Annotated in this window: 7 protein-coding genes and 1 pseudogene; 2 read left to right on the top strand and 6 right to left on the bottom strand. The window is 37.5% G+C overall.

All coding sequences use genetic code 11. The annotated features are described in order from the left end of the window. From H4J66_RS07770 to H4J66_RS07760, 3 genes and pseudogenes are all read right to left on the bottom strand, one after another. Positions 1 to 1526 (bottom strand): S8 family peptidase (locus H4J66_RS07770; RefSeq protein ID WP_182172747.1); only part of this gene is annotated, 1526 nt, incomplete at its 3' end. 269 nt (positions 1527 to 1795) lie between these two features. Then, positions 1796 to 4732: a sigma 54-interacting transcriptional regulator gene (locus tag H4J66_RS07765; RefSeq protein ID WP_182172744.1), complete on the bottom strand. Its 2937-nt coding sequence runs from the start codon at positions 4730 to 4732 to the stop codon at positions 1796 to 1798. A gap of 988 nt (positions 4733 to 5720) precedes the next feature. After that, positions 5721 to 6871 (bottom strand): annotated as a pseudogene (locus H4J66_RS07760) (IS110 family transposase). 119 nt (positions 6872 to 6990) lie between these two features. Here H4J66_RS07760 and H4J66_RS07755 point away from each other — a divergent pair. Further along, positions 6991 to 7260 (top strand): hypothetical protein, encoded by a 270-nt coding sequence (locus tag H4J66_RS07755; RefSeq protein ID WP_182172741.1) that lies wholly within the window; start codon positions 6991 to 6993, stop codon positions 7258 to 7260. A 573-nt stretch (positions 7261 to 7833) separates the two neighbouring features. On the opposite strand, the gene H4J66_RS07750 is transcribed toward H4J66_RS07755, so the two are convergent. Together H4J66_RS07750 and H4J66_RS07745 are read right to left on the bottom strand one after the other, a co-directional pair. After that, positions 7834 to 8238: a hypothetical protein gene (locus H4J66_RS07750; RefSeq protein ID WP_182172738.1), complete on the bottom strand. Its 405-nt coding sequence runs from the start codon at positions 8236 to 8238 to the stop codon at positions 7834 to 7836. Positions 8239 to 8366: 128 nt separating this feature from the next. Then, positions 8367 to 8606, bottom strand: a complete 240-nt coding sequence (locus tag H4J66_RS07745; protein ID WP_182172735.1) for a hypothetical protein — start codon at positions 8604 to 8606, stop codon at positions 8367 to 8369. Positions 8607 to 9539: 933 nt separating this feature from the next. Here H4J66_RS07745 and H4J66_RS07740 point away from each other — a divergent pair. Further along, positions 9540 to 10886, top strand: coding sequence for an AarF/ABC1/UbiB kinase family protein (locus tag H4J66_RS07740; RefSeq protein WP_182172732.1), 1347 nt, complete (start codon positions 9540 to 9542; stop codon positions 10884 to 10886). A 118-nt stretch (positions 10887 to 11004) separates the two neighbouring features. Here H4J66_RS07740 and H4J66_RS07735 read toward each other — a convergent pair whose 3' ends face one another. Then, positions 11005 to 12744 carry a Mur ligase family protein gene (locus tag H4J66_RS07735; RefSeq protein WP_182172729.1) on the bottom strand — a complete coding sequence of 580 codons (1740 nt, stop codon included), beginning with the start codon at positions 12742 to 12744 and terminating at the stop codon, positions 11005 to 11007. Positions 12745 to 12954: the final 210 nt, after the last annotated feature.

Raw genomic sequence — 12954 nt, 5'->3', positions numbered from 1 at the left:
TCACGCCACATATAACCATCTCGCCACATATAACCATCGCGCCACATATAACCATCTCGCCACATATAACCACTTTCAGAGGCGTAACCACCATCCCAGGTATACTCATTAGTGCCTTCAATGTAGTAGTTACCCGCTTGGTCGCGTCGAGCTGGCCCAGCATAATGCTGCTCTCCTTGAATATCCATCTCAATATCAAGCATACTATTTGCACAATCTGTTTTGGTACTATAGGCAGCTTCATAAGCATTAATCATTCCTGCCCCTTGTTGAAATATACTATAGGCTAACTTTCCTTCAGATGATAACGCAGGTTGTGCTGTTGCCATTAATTTACATTTAATCATGTCCGGTGTTAATGAGGGATCTTGTTGTAATATTAACGCAATAGCACCTGTTACTACTGCTGTTGCTTGCGAAGTGCCTGACATCGCAAAATGATTTTTACTAGAAAAGAAATCGTCATGCGCTTTACCTATTACTGTTTCTTCTTTCATTAAGCCTAATAAACGAGAACCTGGCGCAACAATCTCTGGTTTAACAAACCCCTCAATGGTTGGCCCTGATGAAGAAAATCCGGTAAGAATATCATCAGTGATCAAGCTGGTTTTATTATTGCTCATTGCCCCAACCGTGATGATATAAGGTACATTACCAGGCACGCCGATTGTCATGGCTTCTGGCCCTCTATTTCCAGCAGAAGCAACAACCACAATACCTGACTGCCATGCAACCATCACGGCTTGGTTAATTGGATCGTCCCAATACAATGATTGTGGTTCTGCACTAAATGATAAATTTAATACACGAATATTGTGAGTATCCTTATTGCTAACTACCCAGTCTAATGCTCTAATCACATCTAAATAACGACCTTTACCTTGATCATCAAATGCTTTTACACTGACAATATTGGCATTTGGTGCTATCCCTGTGTAGTTTTCTTCATCTTTTTGCCGCTCGCTGCTAGTAGCAATACTCGCCACATGACTACCATGGCCACTTTGATCAGATGAAGCATTATCTACCTCGTTTTTGATCGCATCAAATTGCACTAATAATCGTATATCTGAGGTGATATTTTCTGCTATATTTTTTAACTTTTTATCAATCCCCGTATCAATAAATGCAATCGTAATTCCACTGCCATTGATATTGCTGTCATGAAGGCGATCTGCTTCAACTCTTGCGGCATAATTTAAATCAGGATTTAAATCGCCAGAATCATCTCCTTTCAAATCATCATTTTCAATGGTGCGATTTTGATAGATAGCGCGAATATTAGCATAGCCTTGTAAGGTTTTTCTTTGTTGCTTTGTAAGATTGACTCCAATAGCTTTGATGATAGGTAATGTATGAGTAATTTGGCCACCGACACGTTCAATTAAACGGGTAACTGATTGGATATCTTTCCCTTGAACGATAAAACTTTGTGTTGGCGCTTTAGCTGTCATCCACAAAACGGTTGTAAAGATAAGAGATAAAATCCCTATTAATAATATTGCTTGTTTTCTGCTAAATGTCATAAATACCATCCTAGTTACTGACCATGTTTTATTTGAGGAAATGTACCAAAGAAAATGCACATTACTTGTTAAAAGATTTATGAACAGCAATGATTGCGCCAATTTATTTTAAATCAATATTATCATATGGTTAAGGTTTTGCAGTAATAATACTTACAACGTGGTGCGCCATAATTTAATTATAAACAAAAAAAATGGCGCACAAAAATTAAATATTCGGCGCGCCATAATTTTAATGATTATTACTTTTTTGCTTTAATTGATATTTGCTAGCTTGAGACTAACTTTCGTAACGTAGGTTCACTTACCGCCATAAGCTGGGCTGTTAAACTAACATTATCAGGGATTCTGAGTTTTATTTGACTCAGTAATTTTATCTTACTCTTTTTAATCATATCGATATCAAGTTTAATAAGTTGCGTCAGTAAAGATGTGAGTTCAGACCAATTTTTTGGACGAGGCGCTAAGCCTGCTTGCTTTTTATTTTCTGCTTTTTGTAATTTCCGACGAAAAGTACTTTCAGGGATACTAAGTAATGATGCCGCTTGGCGCGAAATATGATTAGAAACTTGATACGCGATAAGAATCAGATCATCATTCAGCCAGCTACCTAGCGGAATTGGCACTATAGGAGTATTTTCAGTAATGGCACTTATTTGCTGCGAGAGCTGCTGCTCAAGTTGCTGCCATAGCGTATGAATTGAAATTGTATCACTCAATTGCTCTGTCATTATATTACCTTTTTCACTGCTGACTTTAATATGAGAAGTATCCATATTTTGATCAATCATAGTATTCACATAATTATGATGAGTTTTTGGGGGATTAATGCCGTCAATATCTAACGCTAAGTTATGTGGAGATAGTATATTTCCTTCACTGAAAATTACTGCCTGCATGACTTTATGCTGTAATTCTCGTACATTTCCAGGCCAATGATAAGATAATGCCGCTGTGGCGGCTGACGGGCTCAATTGCAACTTTTCTTTATGATATTGTACACTGAACTTAGTCATAAAATGTTTGATCAAGTATAAAATATCTTGCGATCTTTCTCGCAATGGTGGCACGTGAATCTCAACAGCATTGAGTCGATAATACAGATCGGCTCTAAATCGACCTGCACTAACCTCTTTAGCTAAATTACGATTGGTCGCGGCTATAATTCTGACATCAAGGACTTGGGTCTTACCTCCACCAATAGGGGTTATTTGCTTTTCCTGAACGAAGCGCAATAACTTACTTTGAACATCTAGTGGTATTTCCCCGATTTCATCAAGCACTAAGGTACCGCCAATGGCATCTATAATACGCCCTAAATTCCGCTGTTCCGCACCTGTAAACGCTCCCTTTACATGACCGAACAACTCACTTTCAATTAAAGCATCAGGAATCGCCCCACAATCTATCAACACAAAAGGTTTGTCGGCTCTTGAGCTAAGTTTATGTAACGTATGAGTGAGTAATTCTTTCCCTGTGCCTGTTTCTCCAACAATGAGTACTGTCGCATCGGTTACCGCAACTTTTTGTATTTTATTGACCAGTGCTTCCATCTGTATAGAGCAATAAACCAGATTAGAAAACTGTATTGCCGAACGTAACTCTTTTAACTCTTGCTGCAGACGTAACTGTTCAAGTTCTTGATTACGCTTAAGTGTTGTTTGTAGAAAAAGTCGCTCAAAAGCAGCACTCAACTGACTGGTTAAAGCATCTAAGAGTAAAACTTCACCAATATTAATCAATAAACTGTCTTCGGAACCATCGACATATAAACAACCTATATAGCTACCCTGAGCAATGAATGGAAAAGCATATGCGTATAATGGTGAACTTTGATTATTTTCGTCAAATACGATTTCGACATTGGATATTTTACTTCTACATTTATCAACTAAGGCTAGCTGTGGTTCCGTAATGCTGTGTGAAGGTAACAAATCAACTTTACTTTGTTTTTGTGCTTGCCGCCCAATAATTAAAGCGGCGTTGTCATTTGACGCCTCAAGGAAAAGGTAAATATTTTTAACAGCGAAAGTAGCTAATAGTCTTTCAATAAAATTTGTTGCCAGTACTTTCTGCTCAGTAGCCACAGAGACCATTGACATGACATCCCATAGTAACAACATATTCCGATAATCTTTACTTTCAGAGGTGGTAAAAATCCCCTGTAATTTGTCTACTTTTTCTTTACATTGGCTAACAAGCGCTTTATGCCATACTACCGATATATTTTGACCTTTAAGTTTTGCAACGTCCAGTGCTTGCTCTGCTCGTAACAGTAACGTTTGCAATGTTATATCTGTTGACATAGTATTTAAATTAAGGCTCTGGCCAAAGTTGAATGCAATTGAGCAGGTGTTATTTAAAAAGTTAGCCTGTGATAGATTTATTGTTAATTGTTCCGTATATTTTTGGCATTGTGCCAAATCGTCATTCCTCTCCGTGGCAAAAAAAGGTAACACAACAGCAAATTGTGCTGCACCATAACGGCTTATAAGCGTATGTTCAGCAAAGCTAATTTTTAACCTATTGGCTATTTCAATAAGAATACTATCTCCAGCTTTACGTCCATATTGCTTATTGATTTGTTTAAAGTCATTAGGATTAATTAGGATAACGACAAATTTTTGTTTCCTTTTTTGTAATTTCGCTATTTGTATTTTTAACTCATTACGAGTAAATAATTGCGTTAACGGGTCTAAAAGACTTGACTGCCATTGCTGACAATACGTTGATAAGGAGCCAGCAAAAGCCAGTAGCATTTTGTATAGACTTGTTGGTAGATGATTTTCAGAAAACATATTAAGTTGTTCGTTATTTTCATAACGTAGCCCTAACCAACAATAATTTTTTATTTTAATAGGGTTTGTTTTTAGTTGTAGATCACCTGAATTTTTTAGTGATATCTCAGTGGCTTTGTTTAGGTCTATTCTAAATATTTTAAAATAATTATCGTTTTTTGGAGTTACATTAACAAAAAGTTCATTGGTCGTATTTCTCTCTGATCTTAAATTTTCCTGTACTTGAATAAACTGATGTGCATCTTGTGGGGTGGATAATGGATAAATAGCAAGTTTGGGATTTAACTCAATAAGAATTTCACTATTTCTATGTTCAGTTAGTGCAGGCAAATAAAGTACTGCGTTTACTGTCTGGCAAAATTCTCTAATCATTTGCAAGTAGAGGTTAATTAATTCTTTAGGCTGCAATATCAACTCAAATTTCAACTCATTTTAATAGATTACTATCAACTCATAGCGGGTTTCTGCAGAGCAGTGAATTTATCTTAAAGGCCTTTATATAACGTTTTTTAGATAAACTACCCATTTTTCATAATAGACAATAGTATTGATGGCTGAAAATCCGAAAAAGCCCATCTGGAATATCATACCGACCGATTTGACTGAAAAGGAATTCAATGAAATTGTCTTACCTCTCCTTCATGTACCAAGCCGAGAGCCTTCACCAAATCTATCCATCATACCGTCTTTAATTGCATTCTCAACTTTATGCATACAGGATGTCAATGGAAAAAAGGTTTAGCCACATATTTTAGCATTGATATTATTTCTTTGTGCTTATCTTTATCATAAGGCAAATTAGTTTTCGTTGTATAATTATTTTTTGCAGTGGCTGCAAGTTAAACATCCGTAATTTATAAAAATTATTTCATTAGAACTGTGTATCAGTAGCATGAAGAGATCGTTTGCATCATTGACCTAGCCTAAGTTACACTTGTTGAATGTTAACCTGTTGATATGGAATAATAAGTTATATAAAGACCCCACATGCTAATGATATTTAACAAATGACAGTTGGCTAGATTCCGCTTCACTTTACATTTTAGCCAACAATTAAAAGCTTCTTAATGGGGCTTTGGTATGACTTTTCACGTTAAGTTAAATACACTGATCCTTGTTCATTAATTTAAGGACCTTTTATTCACTTTTTTAATTGAGTGAGTTAACGCATAGAATGAAACAAGTAATTTCGTCGTTTATCATGCCGATATTTGTGGATCACTAACTTGTTAATTAGCAGGGTCTACCTTACTCATTTCGTTGTGGCACCTGTCTTCAGTCTACGTTTTTGGTTCAATAACCATTAGGTTATTGCCGTTCCAACACCGTCGGTGATTGTGCCACACCCGATGCTTGAACCCATGCGCTAACTCAACACTTTTTCTTATAAAATGACTCATGTGGGCACTATTGATAGTCGAAGATTTACGTCAATTTTTGGTAGTACGACCTTTCGAGAAATAGCCCCAATATAAGCGTTCATTTCTTTAGCAATAGCCGTGACGACATCACGGTGTTTGCCTTTTACATCAAACGATTGTATCGTCTGCATAACCTCATTTGTGCTGCCATAGCATACCAACAATTTCTTTGTTTAAGCCTTCCTGCCTAAGTCACATTTCTTTTGATACATTGACGTTTTGTTTGTACGAATGTGCACTTTTGACCAGTAGTCGTCTTGTATGGCTATTACCGCATTTGGTCATAGCCCCTAAGTGATTTTTTGCACCACTTGAATGTTCACTTGGTATCAGACCAAGGTAGCTCATTAATTTTCTGGGGTGGTCGAACCGTGATAAATCGCCTAATTGAGCAATAACGCCAGTTGCGACTAATAATCTATCCCCACGCATAACCTGTATCGCTTTGACTACCGGATAAAACCGCCAACGCTTCATTTGATGGGTTAATTCATAATCCAACGTTTTAAATGTTTTAACCTTTCGGTAATAGTTGAAACGGCTTCTTGTAAAACACTTACCTTGGCAGGGATGAGGTCGTACTAATTCATCCCTGCCAAGGTAAGTGCTGTAATGACCAGTTATCTTTTACTTTGCTGTTGATGTTGTTCGTAACAGCAAAGCTTTTAGTTGGTATTTTGCATCTTTTAAATCTTTGATGCTGGTTTTACGGGCGTGTGATAAATCGCGAACGGTTTCATCTTTGGGCTCAGGGACATAGATAGGGGGTAAGTCTTGAGATTTAAGTAATTTAGCGAGGTTAAGGGCATCACGCTTATCGATTTTTATTTTCTCTCCTGGTTTTTTTAGGGGAAAGCGAAGGAGCGATACCATAACAGCAATGATTAAATCTGGTCAGTAAACGGTAAATCCAATAGCGACAAGGATCTGTTTCGTAAACAAAATTAAGTGTGGCATCTGGGTATTTTGATTGTAATTGTCACGCTAGTTATTTAAAAGCGGCTTTATTACTGAATATTTTACCAAGATGTGTTGATTTAGCGCCACGCTGGTCTTGGATATATGCGACATCCGTGGATGTTTTATGGGTATCTAAGCCAATAAAAAGTATGTTGTGTTTTATTATGCTAGCCCCTGTTTGATAATGTTGACACATATTTTATAGCTCTGGTTTGTAAAACTAACCCACGTTCAGAGGCTCGTGCCTCTTGGGGAGTCACTGTATCTGTGTGTTTTAGGAGTAGTATGCGTAAACAGGACTTTATTAAAAGGCGTAAAGAGTTTGAGGAGCGTTTCAAAAGGAATGATTGGATTTATAGTACTGTCTTTATTTTATTAATTTTCGCAAATTATTTTGTTGTTAGTGTCTGGGATTTGTTACCTGAAGATTGGGTGTGGCTTTATTTAATCATTCTCTTTGCATTTATATTTGGTAATATAATCGTATTAACAAGTTTCATGCTCATCAAATTAAACAATCAGGGCTTAATTGTCGCTCGTGTAAAGAGCCATTAATGGCCTAACAAGCTTATAGCTACGATAATTGTCTTATGTGGTGTGAGTCAGTATTTAGGTAAGCCAATACTTAATAGCCATTCAAGCAGGACAAATAACAGTTGATTATTTGCGCATTCGTCGCTTATTTTAGCCAACTATTATTTTCCTCTTAATGTGGCGTTATAACTCATAATTTCCCATAATTGGTGGTACGGTATGATTTATAGTTTCTAACTTACTTCCCGCCCTGAGCCTGATATCAAGTTAAATTTAACCTGAAATCAATGGAGAACCCCTATATTTTAAAACCCGTAAATATAGTGAGTTATTATAAGGTTTTGCATCTTGCCAGCACTTCTACACAATCCTAATCCATTTGAATGCTAGTGTTTGAAGAGCTGCTTGGTGAGAACTACTTCTCTCTCTTTGTTGTAGATAATACAAATTAGCCCAGTAATATTTTAGGCGAGAATGACTTGCCCATTTTATAAATTTTTGTCGTAAAAATGTTGAGTATTGCCAGCGCCAATGAACCCAAGACTTTTAGCCACTTCTTTCTGTTATAGGCGCAATACCTGCGTATTGTTGCACTTAGTTGGCTGATTTAAACCTATCTCTCTGCTCTTCGAATGCAGCAAGTAACCGCGAGGACAAGGCAGCACCTGCGCCAGGTAAACTATTGAAAATAGGAGCGACAGGAAGTTTTTTCATTAGTTCTGTTATCGCTTTATTATACTCTTGAATGCACTTCATTGAGTTGACAATGCGTTCAACATAGGAAACCACTAACATTGAATGACTGTCAATTATGGCTTTGTCATCCGCGAGAGGATTGGTTTTTTTTATCAGTGACAGTCGATTATCAACAATGGCAGTGTTATGAATACCATGATCATTGAAAAACTTTGTTAAGGTAGACTTATGGGCTTTGTAGCTTGTTGAATGGTTGGTCATCAAGTAATAAAAGCACAAAAAATATGTGTGTCTTTTTTGCAAAACCATTCATTCGCCTGAGGATAATCCTGTTTGATTGCATTAATCATCTGATTAACCACTCGTTGTTTATCATCTACTACCTTTCTCCTATGCTCCACTAAAAAAAACAGTTTACGCATGTTGATGCTTTACTGGTTTACAGGAGGAAAATGATTTGGGTAACGAAGCATAAGCTCTAATGCAAACTCAGCATCAGTGGGAGCATTTTTAGCTTTACTGGTTTTAAAAGCTGTTCGGTATTTTGCAAGTGTTGTTGGGTTTATTGGAACAATTACAAGAAAATCATATTGCTGTAGGGCATAAACGATAGGCCCTCTTCTTAACTCAACGGCAATAGGTGAACCAAATCTTTTATGAAGCCCTTTCACCCATTTATCAATTTCATTTACTTCATGCTTAATAACAGAAACTTACGTTTACCTGTGAGTGGATCCTAAATGTAAATATCGTATTTGTCATTTGCTCAATCAATACCAACAAATACCTTGTAGTTAGTCTTACTTAAATGTGAAGTCATGCCAATCTCTTGTTTCATATATACATGTGTTCCCAAACTCTTCGAAAGCAATATAATAAGTAGTTTAAGCAAGCCCTGAGTATTCGTTTTAAAGCTAGGGCGTACCTATGACATCGAAAGTAAAGCGGTGACCATCAAAATGATATCGTATCAATATTCGTATGAAATAGGCACATGATCTGAACACCCTAATTATAGGTTTATTCAGACCAAAAGGACTATATTCGTATATTAGTGAACATAAACTTACCTAGTTTTGAGGACTAAATCAGGTCAGCAGTGTGCAATAGTGACGGTTAGTACTATCTCGTTCTGAAGGCGAGATCGAAGTACAAATCTGTTATCTTTATAAATGCGCTAAGTTATTAAATGCAATTAAATCATAGCCTTAATTCCATACCAAGAGCTGACTTATAGTGTTAGCTCACAAATTTTAGTAACTGCTTGTTTTCGTTAATGGAAGCAAGCAGTTTTCTAAAATCCTTTCATATCAATCTGTGCAATTCCAAATAATTTTATAGAGTAAGCTACAGGGAACTTAAGGGCTTTCTATGTTCTTTAACTTACATCTCATTTTAGTCTTCGAAATATATGAATACCTATAAATAAGGTAGTAATTGAACGTGTTGAAGTAACCTGTCTTTTTTGATTCTAATGTCATTGGTTGTTGGCTTAATCTTTGTTAATCTTATTCTTGTCCCTCAACGCTTGCTATAAATAGCAGGGAGGTTAGATTAAACACCACTAAGGTAATAGTTAACATGCCCAACGAAGCCATTTTGCGATGACAGAAAAACGTAAAGAGCGGAAAGTACCTTCTGGAAGAATTGCTCGTCTCGCTAAATTGGGTGGTTTGGCCTCAGCGGTTGCCGGCAATATTGTTAAAGGTGCGACAAAACAAATGCTCAGTGGACAGCGTCCATCATTAACAGAGTCCTTACGTAATATTGACAACGCTATATCTATCACCAAGCGTTTAGCACATATGCGCGGCGCGGCGATGAAACTTGGTCAACTACTCTCCATGGATGCCGGTGAATTACTGCCTATCGAATGGGAACCTATTCTTTCAAGATTGCGCCAAGAAGCTGACCCTATGCCTAAAGCGCAACTTCTGAAAACCTTAGCTGCGTCTTGGTCAAAAGACTGGCATCAACAATTTAGTTATTTTTCATTTACCCCCATCGCATCGGCAAGTATCGGTCAGGTTCATCGGGCAACATTAAAGGATGGTCGTCAGTTGGCGATTAAGGTCCAGTACCCGGGTGTTAGAGAAAGCATTGACAGTGATATTGATAACGTCATGAATTTATTAAAACTCAGCGGCGTTTTACCTAAACATATTGATTTGACTAGCGTGCTCGCTGAAGCAAAAGCACAGCTTAAAGCTGAAGCTAATTATTTGCAGGAGGCTGAATTTCTTAACACTTATCGTCAAAACCTGGGTAACGACTCTCGCTTTATTGTCCCATTTGTTGTTGACGAGCTAACAGACAAAAATATACTGACGATGGAATATATCGAAGGTTCTCCCATCACTGATATTAGTAACATGAGTGCTGGTATTGTTGATTTAGTCTGTAGCCAATTAATGGATTTAACTTACCAAGAACTATTTACGCATAAACTTATGCAAAGTGATCCCAACTTTGCTAATTTCTTGTATCAGAGCGATACACAAAAAATAGTGTTACTTGATTTTGGCGCTTGCCGGCAGCTTTCTCAACATACTTCAATACATTATCTTGCTATGGCTGATGCTATGCAGCGTCAAGATAATAATGACATGCGTTCAGCCTTGTATTCGCTTGGCTTAGTTGACAATAACATGAGTGATACCGCGATAGATATTGTGCTAAAGACGTGTTTTGAAGCTAGTTATTGTTTACAAAGTAATACGGGCTACAACTTAAAAAAACAGCAACTGATTAAGCGAATTAGAGAGGTTAGTATGCCATTAATTACCGATAAAACAGCGATAGCATCTCCGATATTTGAAGTTGCATTAGTCAATCGTAAAATTACTGGTATGATATTGCTAGCCAATAAGTTAGGGGCAACACTCGATTTTAAAAGCGCACTTGCTCCTTATTTACTGGAAAGCGCAAAGCAATTAAACGATGAAACCTAATATAATCAACCTTTCAAAACAGCAGCTGCTATTTTAGTCTTTTAAAAGTAAACTTTAGTAACCGCCTGAGCTATTTTAAATCGCTCAGCGGCATTCTAAAGTTCTCTATTATTGAACTTTATTTTTCATTTGTCTTTTTAGTTAATAACTCGATCACTTCATTTCGTTCAGATAAAACGATTAACAGGGCTAAATCATTAGCTGACAGTTGATTAACAATTTGTTGCGCACCTTGATAAGGACCCTCTGAAAAATAGATGTTATCGGCAGACATACCACTTTCAATCGCTACTTTAGCTATTAAATTTGATATTTCGCCAAGCTCTCTTCCTCTTAAGTACTCGACAGTTTCGGCCGCAACCAAGATATCAGGTTTCATTTTTAAGGCTGATTTTGTCATTTTAATAATATCGTCATTGCTGCGATCACCGGCATGACTAAGCATCAAAAACTTTCGTGATGCTGGTATATTGGCCATGGTCAGTGCCATGGCATTCATACCATGAACATTGTGGGCAAAATCCATAATAACCGAAGCGCCATTGAGTTTAAATTGGTTACCGCGGCCTGGATTATCGTCAACATTACTTGAAAAATTTTGCAAGGCAAGACCAATCACTGCGCTATCTATGTGTAAGCTCTTAGCTAAAGCGGTCGCCCCTAAGGCATTTTGAACATTATGTTGGGCTGCGCCGTTTAATGTCATCGGTATATCGTTAACGGCAACGATCATCGATTCAAGGCGCTCACCAGTGCTGGTATTTTGCGTACAATAAAAAATTGCGCCGTCACGGATGAAACAAATAGCACCACCAATGGCTTTATGCTGTTGAAGTACTGGATTATTTTCATTTAATGAAAACCAACATTTATTAACAGTTAATGTTGGTGCAAGTGCTGTTAAATACGGATCATCAGCATTGAGCACTAATACACCACTGGTTAGCGCTTTTGCAACAACCGCTTTGGTTTGTGCAAGCCCGGCTACGGTATTGATACCATATTGCCCTAAATGGTCTTCAGCTATGTTGGTAATTAATGCGGCATCAACGTGATCTATGGGCAGGCCACGGCGCAATATTCCGCCGCGCGCGACTTCTAAAATAGCTGTTTCTGTTTCTGGATGTCGAAGTAACATTCGTGCACCACCGGGTCCTGAATAATCACCATAATCTATTATTTTTTCGCCAACACGAATAAAGTCAGTCGAGGTGACACCGCAACATTTATCAGACTGCTTAATAATTTCAGACATGATACGCACGGTGGTTGATTTTCCGTTAGTGCCAGTGACCAATGCAATAGGAATTGATTGGTAGTGTTGCCAATTGAGCTGCGTTGGATCTGGTAATGATGCCACTGGCCAGCGTTGACAGCTTTTACCGTAACCTAACGAAAATTCATCATCATCAACTAAATAATCGACATGATTCTTTATGGCTAAATCTATTAAGTTAAGCAGAGCAGGGTTAGCCTCTTCGACAATCATTTGTTTAAGACGAGTGATGGTTTTATCCATTTCTTGTTGATGATTGTCACTTATACTGCCGGTTAAGATTTTGCTACACGCAAAATCCCATGCGGCTTCGTTGACATCGCAAGATGCATACAGGGCATCCATTGGCGCACTTATCGCAAGGCTTATGCCGTCTTCAAAAATACGATAACACGTAGATTCATCTTGCCAGTTGACTGCTGCCAATAACTGATTAACGTAAATTAACCATTGATCAACGACTGTTTGCTTATCGATGCCTGAGACAAAAGCGTCAATAATCGCGCCGGATTTATTCCATAATAAGCTTTTGCCGGTAAGTCGTCGCTGGTCATCTAATGTTAAGGTTATAGTGTTATTCATGGTATACCAATTTGATTAAATTTATTCCCAACGCAGCGCTGTTAGGAAAGTGAGAAGAAGGTAAAGCTGTATCAATATAATTGTTCACTTTGAGACGGTTTTGTTAGGTCATTATTTGTATCACAAGCTCGATGATGATTTTAAAAACTAATACGCAGCTTTATTGGTTTAACAATAGGCTGCGCTAGTTTATGCCGCTAGGTTATGTTG

Origin of the sequence: Colwellia sp. MB3u-55 (assembly GCF_014076785.1) — a bacterium.
Taxonomy (GTDB): Bacteria; Pseudomonadota; Gammaproteobacteria; order Enterobacterales; family Alteromonadaceae; genus Colwellia_A.
The sequence above is the reverse complement of the archived record's forward strand: the minus strand, read 5'-3'. Positions and strand labels throughout refer to the sequence as shown.

What these genes read in the sequence shown, in the direction of transcription:
- H4J66_RS07740 (WP_182172732.1), top strand. Translation starts at nt 9,540, where the DNA reads ATGACAGAAAAACGTAAAGAGCGGAAAGTACCTTCTGGAAGAATTGCT.
- H4J66_RS07755 (WP_182172741.1), top strand. Translation starts at nt 6,991, where the DNA reads ATGCGTAAACAGGACTTTATTAAAAGGCGTAAAGAGTTTGAGGAGCGT.
- H4J66_RS07735 (WP_182172729.1), bottom strand. Translation starts at nt 12,744, where the DNA reads ATGAATAACACTATAACCTTAACATTAGATGACCAGCGACGACTTACC.